An 18555-nucleotide genomic window follows, 5' to 3' on the forward strand; every position below is an offset into this window, starting at 1 on the left:
CATGTATAAAACATGTCTCTAAAGATGGTTTACTGCTGATTTAACTTGTCTTTCGCTTCTTGTACTTTTGCAAAATCAAGCCCTAATTCATCAGTAGCTTCTTTAATCAAATGCGGTTGAGTCATCACTACAGCCATTAATTGCTGAAGTTTTTCTGGTGGTATACCCAGCTCTTGCACTAATGCCATAGCCATCATTGGGTTTTGGGTAAATGCTTCAAACAACGCGGCTACTTTTTCATCACTGACGTTGTGCTCTTTTAATATTGCAATAATAGGATTCATTATTTGCCTTAATATTTTATAGTGTTCACTAAATTATATGGGCGCACAGCCTAATTAACAATATTAATCCTGCTATGCTCATGTACGTTACTCAACCAGCAAAACCACTTTACCGGAATTTTCGTTGCGCTCTAAAATGGCATGAGCCTCACTAGCTTGTTGCCATGGCATAGTTTTATAAATATTAAAGTCATAGTTCTCGTTGGCAATATCATCGTAAAAACGCGCGACAAAGGCATCTCTCAGAGCGCGTTTAAACTCAATACTGCGATTACGAAGTGTTGATGCATGAAACGAAATCCGCTTTTGTAATAAACGTGCAAAGTCTACCTCTGCAAAGCGCCCGTCTAAAAATGCCAGCATAATAATCTGACAATCCATTGCGGTCACTATGGCATTTTTATTTAAATAGCTACCAGAAACAGGGTCAACAATTGCGTTTGCAGTGAGCTTATGTGATTTCATATACTCAACAAAATCAGTGGTTTTATAATTAATTACGTGGTCAGCACCCAACCTTTTAGCATGTTCACATTTTTCATCCGAACCTGCGGTAATCACTACTTGTGCACCAGCACTTTTTGCCATTTGAATAGCAGCCCCACCAACACCACTAGCACCTGCATGAATAAGCGCCGTTTGCCCTGATTGTAACTTGCCTAATTCAAATAGCGCACCAAAGGCTGTTAAATACACTTCGCTTATAGCGGCACCTTGCGCCATAGAGATATGATCAGGCAATATCATTAACTGCTGCGCATCTACTGCGACATATTCACTGTAAGCGCCACCAGCACATAAAGTAAAAATACGCTTACCGAGCCATTTAGGGTCTACCTCACTGCCAAGCTCACACACGGTGCCTGCACACTCAAGTCCTAAAATAGGGCTATCCCCTTCAGGGGCAGGATACTTACCTTGACGCTGCATACAATCAGCGCGGTTAACCCCAATCGCTGCCACTTTTACCAGCACTTCATTATTGTTAACCTTCGGTTTATCGGTTTTCGAAAACGCTAACTGCTGCTCATGATGTGAAATGTACTGCATAAGTCTCCTTGTATTGGGTTTATTTGATTTTTCGCCACACTTCGGCTTCAACTAGCTGGCCATTTTCTGTAAGAGAATGATGCCACAAATTCCCTTCAACTTTATAATCAAAAGCCATGGTTTTACCCATCAATGATGCAATATTGCCATACTCAAAGGTTTCAATAAATTGCCCATCGTTTAATTGGTACTGGCCACCACCAGCATAACTAAATTGGCCATTTTTTTCTGTGATATAGCTAAAGTGTGTTGCTGTTACTAATTTGATTGAAGTTATCTCTGGGGCTTTAGCGCTGACAAACCCATCTTCTACCGCGTATTTTCCTTGAACAAACTCCCACGTACCTAATAGGGGATTGGCAAATACAGAGTATGGCAATAAAACTAAGCAAGCGAATATAGTAAATTTCATCATAATCCTTATCGTGTTAACTGTGCCTGAAGAAACCAACTCAGCGTTAATTTACTGACATAGTATTAAAACGCCAACTTTGCTTATAAGGGTATACATCTGGAAGCTGACCTTGCTCAATTCCTTGCTGGATCATTTGCCAGTACTTTGCCGTAAATAAATCACTATGGTAATGATTAAAGTGGTTAAACGCACTGTTACTGGCACTAAAAAACACTTTAAATTGACTGGGAAATATATCATTTTGGTCAATATCAAAATAGCTGTGTGAGCTTAATTCTTCTAACGCGTTTTGTGTATTTGGCACGTCTCTAAAATTGCAATCGGTGAGAGGGCAAATTTCATCATAATCATAAAATACTATTCGCCCCCAACGTGTTACGCCGAAGTTTTTCATCAGCATGTCACCAGCAAAAATATTTGCACTGGCAAGCTCTTTTATCGCTTTACCATAATCAAGCATCACTTGCTGAAGTGATTTACTATTACATTGATTGATATACAGGTTGAGCGGTGTCATTTTTCGCTCAACGTAAACATGCTTTAGTATTAAGGCTTTGCCGGAAATGACTAAGCTATCGCCAATGTGTTTTTTCATTTCTATTAGCAGTTCATCACTAAAACGGCTTAAGTCAAATGCAAGGTATCTAAACTCATGAGTGTCAACTAATCGCCCTACTCTGTCAGCTTGTTTTACAAAGTTATATTTATCTTTTACTTGTTGTTTAGTTGCTGTTTTTGGGGCACTAAACTTATCTTTTATTACCTTGTATACATAATCTAGGCCGTCAATGGTAAAAACTAGCATCACCATACCCGGAGTCCCTGGCGCTAGGTGGTACGTGTATTCTGCGGGACTACTTTTAGTCGTATCTACTTTATAACGATAAAATTCGGTTTTTGCATGTTTAATAAAACCAATCGCATTAAATAATTCAAAACGTTGTTTGTGAGGCATTAATACACTGAGGTAGTCAACATAACGAGCAGGTTGGTCGGTATCTACCATAAAATAGGTACGTGCAAAGCCAAATAATAAACTTAGTTGATCAGCCCCCATCATTACAGCATCAATTGTAAGCCCATCGGGGGTATTTAAAATAGCAATTGCAAAGGGCATGTTATCGCCATTTTTGGCAATACATCGCCCTATGACATAACAGGCCTTATTACGATAAAAATGCGAGTTAGCATATTCGATATAACCATCATTTAAGTTTATTAATTCGTATACTTGTCGACATTGCTGCTGAGCACCTTGCGTTAACGTTGCTTGTAACTTAGTTAAATCACTACTTAAATCTTTAAAGGGGACTCTAAACACTTGCTCATTTAATAAGGCTTTAATTGCCTGATCAAACCCTTCTTTTAAGGAGATACGACTTACAAGCCCTTCATAAGAGCGCGGCTGCCCTCGGTATTTTGCTTTTAATACAAATAAGTGAACTGTGCGAATTTTTTTATCATCCCAAATAGCGCCAAAAGTAGAATTAAAAAATGTATGCGCAATGGGCTGGTTTTCATGCTCTTTTACCATCTCACCATAAATATTTTTAGCCCGTTGCCATGTTTGAGGGCAATTCAATTCATCATAAGCAATCACTCTAACAGCTTCACTAACTTGCTTTACTTGGCGTTCATACACTTGTAAGCGCTCTCGCATTGCTGCTTGCACCTCATGGTACTGGCGTTGTTCAAAGCGACTTTGTGCCCCTAAGGTGATATTTAAAAATTGTGCAAACATAGCATCAAAGCCTGCAAATATCGCTCGGGCTAACTTAGTGGCGACCACGGATTGTACCGAATTATGTTGAGAGGTTAATAGCGTGCTTGGCATGATTTAGGCGCTTCTATTTTTAGCAATTATGCTGATTATTTTTTATTAGAGGTTTACACCTTAGCAAGCACACTTTAATTTAGGTAATTAATACAGCAAATAAATAAAATTGATCATATGAATATAAGAAATGTCGACCTCAATTTACTCGTCTATTTAAATGTATTAATAGATGAAAAAAGCGTATCAAAAGCAGCTAATAAGCTTGCTTTAACTCAACCAGCGATGAGTAATGCGTTAAAACGTTTAAGAGATTTATTTGATGATCCTTTGCTGGTACGAGCTGCGGGCTCTATGACTCCAACAGCCAAAGCACTGTCGCTCAAACCTGAAATTGAAGCGCTGCTTAAAATGGCAGAGGAGATCACTCAACCAAGCGAGCAATTTAACCCAGCAACTGCGCAAGTTACATTTCGTATTATGGCAAACGATTATTTAGAATCGACTCTAATTGCCCCCTTTATTTGCGAGCAACTAGCTAAAAACCCGGGCATTGACTTTGATGTGCTTAGTCCCAGTGATGTAAATTTACAAGATATGGAAAAAGGCACTATCGATTTGGCAATAAATCGTTTTAATGGTCTGCCGCGCTCTTTTCATCAAGCGACTGTATGGCGAGATAATTATTGTTGTTTAACCCACCCAAATAATAATTTTTTAACGCATGCTAACTTAAATCAATACCTACAAAGCGAACATATATGGGTTAACCGCGCAGGCTGGGGGCCAGAGCCCGCAGTGACCAATAAGTCAGGAAAACAAAAATTAGGCTGGGTAGATGAAGCTTTGTGGCAATTAGAACAAACCCGTAAAATACGCGTATTTACTCGCCATTACATGATTGCCAGCTTACTGTGTCAATCTGAGCAACTCATAGCTACGCTACCCCGTCGTCAAGCAAAGCTATTAACCAGTCACACTAATTTAGTGATTAGCCCAGTACCATTTCAAGTCGTCCCTATAGAAGTAAAAATGATATGGAGCCCGTTATTACACCACACACCAGCGCATCAATGGCTTAGACGTGGGTTATTAGCGTTCGCAAATACAGTGGTTGATAGGTAACACATTAAAATATTGATTAAATCAATATCAATTATTGAAAACAACAATTTCATTAATATTATACTTAGCGCTACAGTGAAGTTAAGCCAACAAACTAAGAGTAATAATTATGCAAACATCAGCAAGCTTCACACACCAAGACGGGTTATTCATTGATGCAAATTTACATCACTTCATTGAACAACAATTATGCCCAAATACGCCGCTTGAGACGGGTCACGTTTACCAGTCACTTGCCACATTAGTTGATGAATTCGGCTGTAAATGTCGTAAAAATAAACATCAAGAAAACGATACTCTTGACGTAAACACTTTATTGAGTGCCTATCAACGTAAAAGCCACCCTCATTGCCATGTTGATGCACAAACAACTGAAGCCGTATTAGATGAATACTGCTGTCAAGTACCTGCCATTATTGTAGTTGCGTTAATGGACACGCTCAGTGGCACTGTATGTGACGAGCCAAGTGCACATGAGCTTTATCACAGAGCAGCAGAGCTAACAGAGCGTCCATGTGTTCATCGTCAAGCAGCCACTAACGCTTCAGCAGCTTAACAATGCAGTCGTTTAAAAGTGCTCGATAACCTTACTAGCAAATTGTTTGCAGCTTAAGGTTGTCGAGTTATGATTTGAATGAGCCAAATCAAAAGTTACCTGCCCACTGGCAAATGTAGTTTCTAAGGCGTTTTCGATTAAACATGCCGCTTCAACCCATCCCATATACTTAAGCATTAACACTGAACTTAATATGCTACTGCTCGGGTTTGCCTTATCTTGACCAGCTATTCGCTCGAACGTGCCATGTGTCGGCTCAAAAAAAGCCACCTCTGTATTTAAATTGGCGGCAGGCATAATCCCTACCCCCCCAACCTGTGCACTGAGCATATCGGCTAAAAAGTCACCATTTTGATTTGTAGTAGCCACCACATCAAATTGCGCAGGATCCATCAAGCATTGCTGCAACATATTATCGGCAATCACTTCTTTAATAATCAAGGGGGGTAAATTGGTTCGTTGTATTTCAAGCCAACGCCCATTTTCATGTTCTTTGGCATTATATTCTTGTTTTGCGAGCGCAAAGCCCCAGCGTTTAAACGCCCCATCGGTAAATTTAAGAACATTACCTTTGTGCACTAACGTAAGTGACTCTCTCTCATTTTTAAGGGAATAATTAATGGCAAAGCGTATTAATCGCTCTGACCCTTCTTTAGATATATTTTTAATCCCTATACCACACTCTTGAGCGAAACGAAGACGGGTTACGCCCATTTCTTCACACAAAAAATCGAGCACTTTTTCACTTTCAACACTCCCCGCCTGCCATTCAATTCCTGAATAAACATCTTCACTACTATCGCGCAACACGGTAATGTTAGTGGTAAAGGGGTTTTTTAATGGCGAGGGTAAAGCACTAAAGCCTTTTATAGTACGCATATTAACAAATAAATCCATTTCATGGCGAAGCGCAACATTAAGAGAGCGAAACCCGCCACCTAAAGGTGTGGTTAGCGGCCCTTTTATAGCAATTTTGCATTCACGTACCGCATTTATGGTTTCTTGAGGGAACCAGTCGCCATCATAAAGCTTGGCCGCTTGTTCACCATTATACACCTGCATCCAATGTATCTTACGTTCCTTGCCATAACAATGCTCTATGGCAGCATCCACTACTTGACGCATTACTGGCATCACATCTAAACCAACCCCATCACCGTCAATATAGGCAATAATAGGTTGTTCGGGTATATGCCACTGTCCTTGATCATCAATGTGAATATTGTCGCCATTGTCTGGCACCTTAATATGTTGATACTGCATACGTCCTCCTACAAGAGAATATATTTAAGCATGCATAACCCTACTTGTCTTCATAACAAAGCGTATAGCGGTTATTCAACGATAAAATGTAAAATTTAAGGTGCTTTTTTAACGGTTAAAATAACGTCAATCGCATTGAGTAGAGCCTCAACTTGTTGTATGTCGAAAGCGTCAGGTGAAGACTTTAAGTTTGTTTCAAAATCAACAGCCTGTTTATACAACGCTTTGCATTCAAACATTCCAGCCGTTCCTTTGATCATATGCACGCTGCGTGCAAAACCCGTTATATCACCCTGCTTAAATTGAGACACTAACGTGTCTTTTTGTTTATTTAACCCTTTAATATATTCCTGCTTGAGTAGTGCAAACTCCTCATCGGGTAGCTTAATGTTCTCGCATATATCAATATCAAGATAACTTGCAATTTTACTACTAAAACAGCTTCTATCTATAGGTTTGGCAATATGATCAGTAAAACCTTGTTTTAAATAGCGATCAATTTCATGCTTCATCGTGTTAGCAGTGAGCGCCACAATGGGTGTTGTTACCCCTGTTGCTTGTATAATCTTAATTGCTTGCTCACCATCCATAATTGGCATTTGAATATCTAATAAAATTAAGTCGAAGCTTTCATCCATCGCTGCTTGCGCTGCATCTCGACCATTTTCAACAGCGACAACGGTTAACCCCATCCGCTCTAAAATTCGCTTAATAAGCTGACGATTTTCTGGATGGTCTTCAGCCACAAGTACTCTACCCACTAAATTTCGCTGACTATTATTTAAAAATAGCTCTTTGGTTTGTGGTTTACGTATATCGTCAAATGCGTTAACCCATTGCGTATGTTCGGTTGTATTTAACTCCATAGTAAAGCAAAACTCGCTACCCCTACCTACCACAGAAAATACAGTAATATCGCCATTTAGTTTATTTGCTAAGCTTTTTGATATATTTAAGCCAAGTCCAGTACCACCGTATTTACGAGAAATTGACGAGTCAGCTTGGTGAAAGGGAGTAAATAGGTCTTTTTGCTCGCTTTCGGTCATACCAATACCGGTGTCTTCAACTTTAATTATTAGTTGCTTTTGATTGCAACTCACCGTCAGCATTATGTAGCCCTGGGTAGTAAATTTAAGTGCATTGGTTGCTAAATTTAATAATATTTGCCTAAGTCGAGTTGGATCTGAGACTATCCAATCTGGTAATGGAAATTGATAATCAACTTTGAATTTTAAGCCTTTATCGCGGATTTGCTTTCCTAGTAATGATTCAATTTCAGCAATAGTGGCAAACAAATCCGTTTCAACTAATTCTATCTCTAAACGGTTAGCCTCAATTTTCGACATATCCAAAATATCGTTAATTAGCCCAAGTACATGACGACTGTTTTGCAAAATCACCCTGATCCCATGATTTCTTTCATGAGGCTGTATATCACCTAAAATTATCCCATCAGCATAACCAATAATGGATGTCATTGGGGTGCGGATCTCATGGCTCATGTTAGCTAAAAATCGACTTTTAGCTTCACTTGCATCACGAAGCTCTTCCGCCAATTGTTGTAACTCTTGGGTACGCAGTTCGACCTTGTGTTCCAAATTTTTAGTCAGTTCAACATTCTGATGATGCAAAATACTGAATTTATTTGCGACAGCAAAAGCAAGTAATACTGCATCGAGCGCTGTGCCAATAAGTCCAAGTAAATAGAGATCCATTTTTATTGGCTCAATAAGTCCTAGATTAGTTAAATTGCCAACCATATTAGGAATGGCCATAGCCAAATAGGCGAGAACAAAATAGCGAGCTGGTTTAAAGCCACTGATCCAGCTTCGTATACCAACAACCATACCTAGAGATAAAGTTGCCCCTGTTACTAAAGTGGCCCAAATAAAGCCAAAACCAGGCCAAACCATTGCAAAAGGTGCGCCTGCGGTGGCAACAATGCCTAAGTAGATTGATAATCGAGATAACTTAGGAGACGTGTCTTTTAATTTAAGTAAGCTGTTAAAAAATAAAATATTTGTGATTGGAATTAAAGTAAAACCTAACCAATGAAAATGGGCATTGTAAAAACCAAAAATTTGATCCGGTATATGAAAAAACTGACTCCAAGCCAACACCCAGCATGCTGTGAACATGGCGTAGTACAAATGGGTTTTATCTCTATCACCCAAGTAAATAAGAAAATTGTATAAACCTAACGCAATACCAACCCCAAAGCACAGCAACATAATCATGTTGTCTGAGGTTTTTCTTACAAAAAAATCGTCATAAGATGAAAGCACTAATTTTGGTGGAGTATAAAAATATTCACTTTGAAATTTTGCAATTAATACGTAAGAACGATTAGGCGTCAGCTTAACTTTATTCCCATAGTGAAATGCAAACTCATTTGGGTAACCCCCCCCAGTGACATACTGCTTTATTGGTTCATCAAAGTTCGATATATCATAAATCCGGGTTTCGATTTTTGAAAGTAACGTGTTATACGGATAGAGCACCAGTTCATCTAAATCTGTTTTATTTTCAAGTGCTATGACAAACCAAAAACTACCACCAAAAAACGATGTTCTTGATTGTGGTTGTTTATCTTCAAGCCACATTTCTATTTCACTGTGGTTACGGGGAAAAGTACCACTCGTTACCTGAAATACATGACCCTGACCGAGCAAATCAGTATCTTGTTGTTTTAAAGTATAAACAATAGGAGCGAGTGTATCTGCCGGCGCTAAATTGCTAAAGCACAAAAATACACAATATAAAAATAGCTTTAGAACTGCCTTCATTGGCATACTTCGCACCTTAATTTAAAGACTAAAATTAAAACTGATAACTAACATCTAAACCAAAACGCCTGCCTTCACCTTTAAAGTCTTCAAGCATGCCAAGGAAAGAGCTTAAATCAAATTTTAAGTGGCTATATTGCGTACCAAATAGGTTTTTTCCCCAAATAGCAATCGCCCAGTTATCATGTTGATACTGTATGTTTGCGTTAAAAATACTATAGCCATCTTGCATAGCATAAGGGTTTTGATTCTGATCAAAATAATAGTCGGATTGATAATCAACTAATAATTGCGTTGTTAGTGGGTGATTCGCCAACTCAAGCGTGTATTCAATGCCTGCACTGAGGTTCCATTTTGAGGTAAATGGCAAGCGATTATCAGTTAATGCGTTACCTAAAGGATCAACATATTCTTCAAACTCTGCATGGGGTATATAACCCATAGCAAACTTAACATTCAAATCATCGGTCAGCCAATACTCAAAATCAGCCTCTAGGCCATATATAGTCGAATCTGCCACATTTTCTAATAATTGAATAGGCGGGCTCTGATCAGATACTGAAGGCTGATTCATAAACACCTGTTGGTCATTATAATCATAATAAAATGCAGCCCAATTAAATCGCATGCCCAACTGTGGCCACCAAGACTTTGAGCCAATTTCATGTGAGTTCAATCGTTCTTTTTGATAATCAGCAAGCTGTGCTTGTTCAACCGATGATAAAAACCCACCGTTATAGCCTCCGCTTTTTGCGCCATTAGCAAATCGATAATAGCCATAGGTCGCATCATCCAGCTTAACGTTCACAGCCAACTGACCAGAAATGCCATTATCTGATTGCTCTCCCTGAACACGATAAAATGGCACCTTAACTCCGGTTAAATCGTTAGGGTCTAAAATAATATTAAGCTGGGATGTTGAGTCGTAATCTAAAGACTCATAAGAATAACGAAGCCCAGCGGTAATTAGCCAATCTTGGTTTAATTGATAGTCAAGTTGGGTAAACGCTGCAATGCTCTTTGTTTTTATCCTATTATCATAGAAAAAAGTAGCGGTTAAATCTGTCTCTAAAATGCCTCGATAATCTCGTAAAATATCATTTACATTGTCTTGAATAATAGACTCATCAGCATAATAAATTCCCGTTGTAAGAAAATGCTCTGCGAGCTGAGATTGCAACCGAAACTCTTGCGTTACTAAATCAGTATTTAAACCTAAATTGCCTTCACATAACCGTGCTGGAGAGCCATCACAGTTAAAGGCATGATCACGCTTTAACTTGTTATAGCTAGTTAGTGAAATAAGCTCATTGTGTGTATCCAATTGCCAATTAACATGGGCACTCCCTCCCTTACCATCGGTTTTATGTGGCGAATTATTATTAACGCTTACTGTATAAAAATCATCACTGCCATCATTAAATCCAAAGTTATCAAAACAGGTGGTTGAACCTGCTTGTGCTGGCGAGCATCGCTCTCCTGTTAATGGGTTTGCAATAACCCCAATACTGCCAACAGGCTGAACTATGCCATCCCAATCAGAAATATGCCCTTTTATCAACAACTGGACAGTGTCAAAGTCAGCTAAAAAAGATACTCGACCATTTGTTTGCCGCATGCCCGCTGTTGGTGAATCAGCAAAAATATTGTTTGTAGAATAATCATAATTTTGATGGTTTAGCGCAACACGAACGGCTGTGTTTTCTCCAATAGCTGAATTAAACATAGCATCAACACTGGTTGCATTATTATTAGCAACACCTGTACTTAAATAACCACTTTGTTCAAACTCAGGGCGTTTAGAGCGGATTAAAATAGCCCCACCAGTGGAATTACGACCAAATAAAGTTCCTTGAGGGCCGCGCAAAATGTCAATCTGCTCAATATCAAACAAGTTAACAATTTGGTTACTGGCAGAGCCCACGGCTATTTCATCAACATACATAGCCACCGGCGATGTATTAGCTGTATTGTAATCAACTAATCCAACACCACGAATATTAACCGCTGGCGGTGTACCTTCCGCTGCGTTTTGGCTAATTTTTAAATTAGGGGCAAATACAGATAACTCTGTTGAGTCTTTAACCTGTTGCGCTTTGAGATCATCCCCTGTTACTGTGCTAACAGAAATGCCGACTTCTTCAATTTTTTGCGCTCTTTTTTGCGCATAAACCTCAATGATTTCCATATTAGGCTGATCATCACTTTTACCCTCTACAACAACTTTCGCCTGCAGTGGTAGTAAAAAACCTGGTAAGCATACCAACCATATATTTTTATTCAGAAGCTTGCCTTTATTTTTCATTTCACGTGACCTTTACGCTAAATAAATGTAAACAACATGTTTAACTATATACTAATCAACCGATTAAAGCTGTGCTAGAAGGGTATTTTAATTTTTGATAACTGCAAATGCATTTTCGCCACTAATGTGTTGTGGGTAACCCACCATTGCTCTGGCTGTTTGCATACCCGCCATAACAGCCGCTTCAACACAACCGGCATTAACACCCGTTTTAATCCAGTCTCCGGTAATAAAAAGGTTTGTAAATTTTGTTTCATCTGTCGCCAGTCGATACTTACTTGAACCAGCAACTGACAAAACATAACGCTCACTTGGGTCAACGTTTACTCGCCAGTATTGAGCATTTAATCGTTCATCCCCTGATGACGATATTTCATATAATACAGACCAATCAAACTCATTATTTTGATATGCAAGCGGCCATAAAGACTGCATGTTTTTTTCTAGTATTGCTTCTAGGTTTACCTTTACTTGCGATTTAACCTGTAGAGGAAATTGATGTTCACTTTTTGGTGGATAGTGCTCACAAGGAAAAACACTGCAAAAATAAGCAATGTTTTTAGGAGGACAATCAGTAGGCCATTGCTCTTTGTCGACTAAATTCATCATTGCCGCCCACGTATCAAATGGTTCGCTAAAGCCACTTAGAATTGGGCCTTCTTTACTCTTTGGAATATATTGCCAGCCTAATTGCTCGTCTGTTTTATTAAGCCATAGTTGGGCAGCTTGGGTTGCCACCGTTTTGACTTGCTTTGCTTGTGCTGCAAATTTAGTATCCCACGCTAATAATGAAGGGCATACGTGCTCAAGTGACGCCACAGATACACCCAACACAATTCTGTCAAAATCTTCTTTGTAGTTTAATTTTTTTATTGGCAGTGGCTGCCCAAAATGGTTTTCGTATTGAGACGGCCAGTCTGACCAAAAAGATTCTAAGTTAATATCATGCTTCTTTAATAGTGCGGCTTGTTCACTATTAATTTGCGCATAAAGTGGTTCACTTGGCCAACAAGGTAGTTTTTTAACATTAACCAGTGGTTTATACTCTGCGTCTGAGAGCAAAGAAACTTGTTGCTGAAGCTCAATGCTCTCGACAAAACTCTCTCCTTGCTCACTTAGGCTGGGAGTCAGGTTTTGCAATTGATGAAAATACTCAAACTTAACCCCTCTTTTTTTAAGTAATTCGTACAAGGGAGCAAAGATGACATCGCCCATCCCCGCTTGCATTTTCCACATGACCCCTCCGCGGTAACACAGCGCGATGCGTAACATAGCCAGTGATGCGACACCAGCCTCAACATTGGGCTTACTTAGGTCACCCGCAGGGTACGCAAACACCAAATCATAAAACCCTCGTATGGGCGCCGAATTAGCACTGTATTGCTCGTTTGCCCCATTTCTTATAAGCCATTGCCTAAAATCAAATTTATTTATAACATCAAACCCATCTCGATATACTTTGTCTTTTACCAAACCAACTAGCATTGCAATAGCAAGGTCTGCGCAAATATATAATCGTCTAAGCTGCGCATTATTGTCTAACAACTCAATCATTTCGCTATTAAGCCAGCGCTTTAGTTTTCTAACTATATACCAAATAACAAGGCCATCTTTTTTCTCATGTACTTGGGGGTTTAATGTATTGTCGGCGTGTGCAAACTTATTTAACGTATTAATTAGTAAGCTTGGAGTAGAAGCAACTTCACTCGAATATTGTTTTATATCATCAGCAAATTGTTGCCAAGCATCTTCGGTATCATCAACCAAATCTGTTATTTGTTGGTGCAAATGCCGTAATAAAGATTGATCTCGTGATTTTTTTGTACTTAGTTGTATATTTTTGTTGGCTTTTTTTGCTGCTGACTGTAAATCAAATATCCACTTTTTTAGCCAAGCTATGGTCATTTTAATAAAATCCCATGGCGTTATATCTAAACTTCCATCAGCAGGGTTCCCAGGAAGTAATGGGAAATCAATTGGCCATGTTTGCCATTGGTCATCAATATATTCTTCTAAGGCTATAAAGCTATGCGGTTTTAATGCTTGCTGCCATGTAGATAAAGGTGAATCGGCTGGCCGTTGTAATTTAGTGTAAACCGTTTCTATTGTTTTAAAGCTATTTACATAAGCACCAAACCATACATGTAAGCCATGCTCTTCAATACGCTGCCCGCTGGCCGCATTACGACCACTAGCCCCTTTACCACCTAAGCGCCAACCTTGCTGGTATACAGTGATAGCTCGATGCTGTTGCCAGTCACTTTGCTCAGTCAAATACAATGCAGCAGTCATTGCTGATACACCGCCACCAATTATCACGATTTTTTCTTGGTTCATGGGAAATCCTTCTAAGCAATTTAAATTTTAGTTGCGGCTAACTGGTCAAAGTCCATTTGCACATAAAAAGGTAAATGCAACGCTTGACTACCTAACTTTAGACCAAACATGTCGGCAAGTGGGAAACTGTCTAATTTATTGAGGTGTAAAGTAAACTCTGGCTTTAAAAATTTAAAATGGTGTATTTTTTTAATCTCAGAGGGTGAGTGCATTACGCTTTGGTATACCGCTGAATCACCGCTGCCATCAGGAAATTGTTTTAACAATATTTGATCCATTTGTGGATTAACAAAGCCACTCAATAGCTGCTTTAATAATGAAAAATCAATACCTAAATGTTTGCGAGAAAACAAATTTGCTACTTGCTCGCCAAAGTCATCAATAATAGAGAAGAAATCGCTATCTTTGTGTTTAGAGTTCATAGTAATTGAAAATAACTCATGCGTTTGTAGCTTAGATTCAGGAGAAAAATATTCGAAGCACTCTAAAGATATTGAAAAATTCGATAGCTCCGATACACAGCTGGGCATGGTGTAGTCACACAAATACTTATTATAGCCCCATGTTTCGCGACCATTAATAAGTGCATAAATGTTGTTAACACAGATAAAAGCTGGATACCAATATAAGTAGGTTATATCTTCATCCTCAACCTTAGCGACAGGCAACCAAATGATAATATCTGTTTCTTGCATCCAACCATGCTGATCGAATGGCGAGGTCATTGAGGCTATTTTTTCAATATCTGTAAATGTAATAAGTGCAAACTCGCCAAGTATTTTAAAATAAATATTACCCTCACCCCCTATGTTTAACGTTGAATCAATGTACTTTTGTGCTTTCTTAGATTCTATTTCAGCAAAAAAACCATACATATTCGCATTGTGCATACGACAAGGCGGCTTTGCTATTGGATTAGATAAAAAATGTTGATATGGCGCAGATAGTGAACTCATTTGACCCCCCTCAGTTAAAAACTGAGTATAGTCAGATATATTTGAGTCTGTTGATCTTTACGAATTAATATTTATGGCTATACGTGAATTGCTCTCGATTCAAAGTATTTTAATAAATTGCTTGCAAAGAAAAATATTGTGGCGTAAGATCGATGCTTGGCTATAAAAAGCCCTAGCGGTTAACCTCTTTACCCTGATCCAGTAAGCCCCGCAAAACGTATATTCAAAAGCTAAGTTATTGTACGGCGAGAACCCCTATTAATACCTTGATGATTTATTTTAATATCATCGTAAAAGTGTCATAAAGATCGTCAACACTGTAATGAAGCTAAACACAATTAGATTATTTATCATCTGTAATGTGCTTTAAGAAAAAGCCCAGAATAAATAACAAAAATAAAGTGAGTTTTATTATGTCATACAAATATAACGGATCTATGATCCAAATAGCACATCCAGTGCAATCAATTTCGGTTAACAAACATCGTGTAATCTTCAGCGATACACAAGGTTTGAAAAATGCATTGTTTCAAAAAGCAAGTGATGCACGTCAATTTGTAAAATGGCTGAAAGCCAGTTAATTATCATTTATAAGTGTTTAACTTATAAATAAATTAAAATGCCAGCTTTATGCTGGCATTTTACTTTTTGGTGTATTACTGACTACACTTAAATCCATGTTTATTTATTTGTTGTGGTGAAAATGCGGTTTTCGTGGATAATACTGTTCGTCTGTGTATTTTTAAGCACAAAGTGTGATGCCAGAACAATAAAATGGATAACGCATGACTTTGCGCCCTATTATATTTTGAGCGGTCCGGATAAATCTCAGGGCCGTGATGAAAGTATTATTTCGCTATTAGAGCAACAACTTCCGCATATTAACTTTGAACGTATCATTATTCCCTCTGGTAAAGTTATTCAGGAACTCGCTAACCTGCAATCAAATGCATGCGCATTATCACTTTATAAAAACAAATATCGCGAAGAACGTGTTTATTTCACGCATCAAAGCTCTACAGCTGGTCTTTCTCCATCTATTGCCATGCATCAAAAGCTGAGCATTTCGCTAGGTATTGAAAGCAGTAAATCAGTGTCGTTAACTAATTTATTAGTAAATAAAAAGCTCACCTTGGGTGTATCGATGAATCGCTCATACGGCAGTGAAATTGATAAAATAATTAATACCACACCTAATACAAATATTGTCATTAGACCTACTCGCGATACCCTCAGTACATTAACCTATATGCTTAACTTAGAGCGAATTGATATTTTATTAGGCTACCCCAGTGAGCATTATTATTTAGCAAAAACGATGGGGTTTAGTGACAATTTAACGCAGCGCATGCTGACTGAGGCACCAAAAATTAGTTACGGTTACATTGGCTGTACTAAAAACGAGCAAGGCGCAGAAGATATTGCCACACTCAATCAGCAACTCAAACTAATTAAGCAAACTGAAGACTATAAACAAGTATTAACTCGGTGGTTACCAAGTCACTTAAAATCAAAATTAGAAGCGCATTTACAATAAAAAAGCTAAGCGTGATAACGCTTAGCTTTAACTATAAAACGGTATTATTGACGAATACCTTCAATAAATAAACCAATATCAACGTGCGTTGACGCTGGGCCTAAATCGTAATCAATACCGTAATCGGCTAGTTTTAAGCTGGTTTCACCTTCAAAACCAACACGGTAACCACCCCATGGATCTTTACCTTCACCAATCTTATCAATTTCAAAACTAATTGCTTTAGTAATACCATGAAGGGTAAACTCACCGGTTACTGTGGCTTCTTCACCGTCTTGATCAAACTTAATTGCTGTACTTTTAAAGCTAGCCTGTGGGTATTTGCTTACATTTAAAAAGTCACCACCGCGTAAGTGTTTATCTCGTTCAGCATGGTTTGAATCTAGGCTTGCTGTGTCGATATTTACACTAATTTGAGATGCGTTTGGATTTTTAGCGTCGTAGTTAAACTGCCCATCAAAGGTGTTAAAACGCCCGTGCAACCAGCTGTAACCTAAATGTTTAATTTTAAAATTAACAAAGGCATGTGCTCCTTTGGTATCAATAACATAGTCTGCAGCACTAGCATGGGTAGCTGTCATAAACATCGCTGCTGATAACGCTGAAGTTAATAGTAACTTTTTCATTTTAAGCTTCCTTTTGTAATTTGATCATTCTAATTAATGTTTTATCTTTATCTATAAAGTGGTGTTTTAACACACCTAAAATATGCAGCACCACAAACCCGATCAATAAGCATGCGCTGTAATAATGGATCTGCCCTGCTATATCTGCCTGAGAATCAAAGGTAAAGTCGATGGCTTTAACATAAAACAAGCCAAACACTTCGATTGGTCGCCCATCAGCAGTAGAAATTAAATACCCAGACACCATAATAATCACTAAAAACAGATACATTAAAATATGTGCGGTTTGGGCCAGCTGGTTTAATTGAGTGTTAGTCCCAATAGGGCTAGGTTTTACATTAAATCGACGCCATAACAGTCTAAAAACAAATACAGCCGCTAAACTCAGCCCTATGCTTTTATGCAAATCTAATGAGCCTTTATACCAGCTATCATAGTAAGTTAACTCAACCATGTATAAGCCTAAACCAAACAAACCAAAGACAGTCAACGCCATTAACCAGTGTAAAAATATAGCCATCAGGCCATAACCGGTTTTTGAGTTTTTAAACATTGCTTATCGCCAATCTCTAATCTAGTAATAACACTACGATATAATGGATGAGTGGCGATTAAAATAGCATATGCAAACACTTATCGTGCGTATACGCACAGTAAAGTCTATTAATTTAGTATAATTGCAAAAAACTTTATGGGAGGTTAACTTTCGGCAGGCTCATTAAGAGATACATATATTTGGCTATCAGACTCAACTTGTAAGCAAGCAATTAAGCCCTCTTTGATTAGTTCTAACATGGCAATAAAACTAACAACTACTCCACTGCGGCCCTCTTCAAAGGTAAACAGTTGGGTAAACGCAACAGGTGCTTTTGCTTGGGATAGTGTCTGTAAAATTAAACTCATACGTTCACGAGTTGACAGGGTTTCTGCACTAATTAAATGATGCTCAAATGTTTTAGCACGCGCCATTACGTCGCTTAGCGCTAACAATAGATCTTTGATTGCCAGTTCAGGTAAGGGTTGGTTTTTTTCTTCTAACTCTGGGAAAGTTGCATTGGCGATAAATATATCGCGACCAACGCGGGGCAAAGAATCGATATTTTCGGCCGCTTTTTTAAATTGTTCGTACTCTTGTAGACGTTTTATAAGTTCGGCGCGGGGATCTTCCTCTTCTTCTAATTCCTCATGCACTGGCAGTAACAACCGCGACTTAATCTGCGCCAGCAATGCTGCCATTACGAGATATTCGCCGGCGAGTTCTAACTGAAACTCACTCATCATTTCTACATATTTTACATACTGCTCAGTAATGCTAAATATAGATAATTCGAGAACATCTAACTTGTGCTTTTTAATTAAATAAAGCAACAGATCTAACGGACCTTCAAAGGTTTCTAAAATAACTTCAAGCGCATCAGGCGGAATATATAAATCTTCAGGCTTTTCAACAACGGCTTTCCCATGCAAAAATGCCAGTGGCAGCTTTTGCTGCACTGGCATATCTGTAGGTATTAACGAAACCGTGTCAGGCTGTTTCATTG

The 18555-nt window shown here is 38.5% G+C and carries 16 protein-coding genes; 4 read left to right on the top strand and 12 right to left on the bottom strand.

What is annotated here, in order from left to right; genetic code table 11:
- Positions 1-29: 29 nt before the first annotated feature.
- The 4 genes from FHG08_RS12265 to aceK form a co-directional block, all read right to left on the bottom strand.
- Positions 30-284, bottom strand: a complete 255-nt coding sequence (locus tag FHG08_RS12265; protein ID WP_008113615.1) for a DUF2999 family protein — start codon at positions 282-284, stop codon at positions 30-32.
- An 87-nt stretch (positions 285-371) separates the two neighbouring features.
- Positions 372-1334 (bottom strand): zinc-binding dehydrogenase, encoded by a 963-nt coding sequence (locus FHG08_RS12270; protein WP_178956153.1) that lies wholly within the window; start codon positions 1332-1334, stop codon positions 372-374.
- 19 nt (positions 1335-1353) lie between these two features.
- Positions 1354-1746 carry a hypothetical protein gene (locus tag FHG08_RS12275; RefSeq protein WP_178956858.1) on the bottom strand — a complete coding sequence of 131 codons (393 nt, stop codon included), beginning with the start codon at positions 1744-1746 and terminating at the stop codon, positions 1354-1356.
- Between the two features lie 46 nt (positions 1747-1792).
- Positions 1793-3583 carry a bifunctional isocitrate dehydrogenase kinase/phosphatase gene (gene aceK, locus FHG08_RS12280; RefSeq protein ID WP_178956154.1) on the bottom strand — a complete coding sequence of 597 codons (1791 nt, stop codon included), beginning with the start codon at positions 3581-3583 and terminating at the stop codon, positions 1793-1795.
- Positions 3584-3700: 117 nt separating this feature from the next.
- Between aceK and FHG08_RS12285 the strand changes: the two genes are divergently transcribed.
- The gene (locus FHG08_RS12285; RefSeq protein WP_178956155.1) at positions 3701-4648 is read left to right on the top strand and encodes a LysR family transcriptional regulator; all 948 of its coding nucleotides are present in this window, start codon (positions 3701-3703) and stop codon (positions 4646-4648) included.
- 109 nt (positions 4649-4757) lie between these two features.
- Positions 4758-5204, top strand: a complete 447-nt coding sequence (locus tag FHG08_RS12290; protein WP_178956156.1) for a hypothetical protein — start codon at positions 4758-4760, stop codon at positions 5202-5204.
- 12 nt (positions 5205-5216) lie between these two features.
- Here FHG08_RS12290 and icd read toward each other — a convergent pair whose 3' ends face one another.
- From icd to FHG08_RS12315, 5 genes are all read right to left on the bottom strand, one after another.
- The gene (icd, locus tag FHG08_RS12295) at positions 5217-6467 is read right to left on the bottom strand and encodes an NADP-dependent isocitrate dehydrogenase (protein WP_178956157.1); all 1251 of its coding nucleotides are present in this window, start codon (positions 6465-6467) and stop codon (positions 5217-5219) included.
- Between the two features lie 95 nt (positions 6468-6562).
- Positions 6563-9259 carry a 7TM diverse intracellular signaling domain-containing protein gene (locus FHG08_RS12300; RefSeq protein ID WP_178956158.1) on the bottom strand — a complete coding sequence of 899 codons (2697 nt, stop codon included), beginning with the start codon at positions 9257-9259 and terminating at the stop codon, positions 6563-6565.
- Positions 9260-9287: 28 nt separating this feature from the next.
- Entirely contained in the window at positions 9288-11558 is a 2271-nt protein-coding gene (locus tag FHG08_RS12305; RefSeq protein WP_178956159.1) for a TonB-dependent receptor, read from the bottom strand.
- 87 nt (positions 11559-11645) lie between these two features.
- Complete coding sequence (locus tag FHG08_RS12310; protein WP_178956160.1) at positions 11646-13895, bottom strand: NAD(P)-binding protein; 2250 nt, start codon at positions 13893-13895, stop codon at positions 11646-11648.
- A 20-nt stretch (positions 13896-13915) separates the two neighbouring features.
- Complete coding sequence (locus FHG08_RS12315; RefSeq protein ID WP_178956161.1) at positions 13916-14851, bottom strand: acetoacetate decarboxylase family protein; 936 nt, start codon at positions 14849-14851, stop codon at positions 13916-13918.
- Positions 14852-15264: 413 nt separating this feature from the next.
- On the opposite strand from FHG08_RS12315, the gene FHG08_RS12320 reads away from it, so the two are divergent.
- Both FHG08_RS12320 and FHG08_RS12325 read left to right on the top strand, forming a co-directional pair.
- Entirely contained in the window at positions 15265-15432 is a 168-nt protein-coding gene (locus FHG08_RS12320; RefSeq protein WP_007375427.1) for a hypothetical protein, read from the top strand.
- Positions 15433-15554: 122 nt separating this feature from the next.
- Entirely contained in the window at positions 15555-16388 is an 834-nt protein-coding gene (locus tag FHG08_RS12325) for a transporter substrate-binding domain-containing protein (protein WP_178956162.1), read from the top strand.
- Between the two features lie 44 nt (positions 16389-16432).
- Here FHG08_RS12325 and FHG08_RS12330 read toward each other — a convergent pair whose 3' ends face one another.
- From FHG08_RS12330 to FHG08_RS12340, 3 genes are all read right to left on the bottom strand, one after another.
- Complete coding sequence (locus tag FHG08_RS12330; RefSeq protein WP_178956163.1) at positions 16433-17014, bottom strand: YceI family protein; 582 nt, start codon at positions 17012-17014, stop codon at positions 16433-16435.
- A 1-nt stretch (position 17015) separates the two neighbouring features.
- Positions 17016-17567 carry a cytochrome b gene (locus FHG08_RS12335; RefSeq protein ID WP_178956164.1) on the bottom strand — a complete coding sequence of 184 codons (552 nt, stop codon included), beginning with the start codon at positions 17565-17567 and terminating at the stop codon, positions 17016-17018.
- Between the two features lie 146 nt (positions 17568-17713).
- The gene (locus FHG08_RS12340) at positions 17714-18553 is read right to left on the bottom strand and encodes a ScpA family protein (protein WP_178956165.1); all 840 of its coding nucleotides are present in this window, start codon (positions 18551-18553) and stop codon (positions 17714-17716) included.
- Positions 18554-18555 lie beyond the last annotated feature (2 nt).

Source organism: Pseudoalteromonas sp. Scap03 (assembly GCF_013393115.1).
Taxonomy (GTDB): Bacteria; Pseudomonadota; Gammaproteobacteria; order Enterobacterales; family Alteromonadaceae; genus Pseudoalteromonas.

What these genes read in the sequence shown, in the direction of transcription:
- icd (WP_178956157.1), bottom strand. Translation starts at nt 6,467, where the DNA reads ATGCAGTATCAACATATTAAGGTGCCAGACAATGGCGACAATATTCAC.
- FHG08_RS12325 (WP_178956162.1), top strand. Translation starts at nt 15,555, where the DNA reads ATGCGGTTTTCGTGGATAATACTGTTCGTCTGTGTATTTTTAAGCACA.
- FHG08_RS12315 (WP_178956161.1), bottom strand. Translation starts at nt 14,851, where the DNA reads ATGAGTTCACTATCTGCGCCATATCAACATTTTTTATCTAATCCAATA.
- FHG08_RS12290 (WP_178956156.1), top strand. Translation starts at nt 4,758, where the DNA reads ATGCAAACATCAGCAAGCTTCACACACCAAGACGGGTTATTCATTGAT.
- FHG08_RS12330 (WP_178956163.1), bottom strand. Translation starts at nt 17,014, where the DNA reads ATGAAAAAGTTACTATTAACTTCAGCGTTATCAGCAGCGATGTTTATG.
- FHG08_RS12270 (WP_178956153.1), bottom strand. Translation starts at nt 1,334, where the DNA reads ATGCAGTACATTTCACATCATGAGCAGCAGTTAGCGTTTTCGAAAACC.
- FHG08_RS12285 (WP_178956155.1), top strand. Translation starts at nt 3,701, where the DNA reads ATGAATATAAGAAATGTCGACCTCAATTTACTCGTCTATTTAAATGTA.
- aceK (WP_178956154.1), bottom strand. Translation starts at nt 3,583, where the DNA reads ATGCCAAGCACGCTATTAACCTCTCAACATAATTCGGTACAATCCGTG.
- FHG08_RS12300 (WP_178956158.1), bottom strand. Translation starts at nt 9,259, where the DNA reads ATGCCAATGAAGGCAGTTCTAAAGCTATTTTTATATTGTGTATTTTTG.
- FHG08_RS12310 (WP_178956160.1), bottom strand. Translation starts at nt 13,895, where the DNA reads ATGAACCAAGAAAAAATCGTGATAATTGGTGGCGGTGTATCAGCAATG.
- FHG08_RS12305 (WP_178956159.1), bottom strand. Translation starts at nt 11,558, where the DNA reads ATGAAAAATAAAGGCAAGCTTCTGAATAAAAATATATGGTTGGTATGC.
- FHG08_RS12335 (WP_178956164.1), bottom strand. Translation starts at nt 17,567, where the DNA reads ATGTTTAAAAACTCAAAAACCGGTTATGGCCTGATGGCTATATTTTTA.
- FHG08_RS12340 (WP_178956165.1), bottom strand. Translation starts at nt 18,553, where the DNA reads ATGAAACAGCCTGACACGGTTTCGTTAATACCTACAGATATGCCAGTG.
- FHG08_RS12320 (WP_007375427.1), top strand. Translation starts at nt 15,265, where the DNA reads ATGTCATACAAATATAACGGATCTATGATCCAAATAGCACATCCAGTG.
- FHG08_RS12275 (WP_178956858.1), bottom strand. Translation starts at nt 1,746, where the DNA reads ATGAAATTTACTATATTCGCTTGCTTAGTTTTATTGCCATACTCTGTA.
- FHG08_RS12265 (WP_008113615.1), bottom strand. Translation starts at nt 284, where the DNA reads ATGAATCCTATTATTGCAATATTAAAAGAGCACAACGTCAGTGATGAA.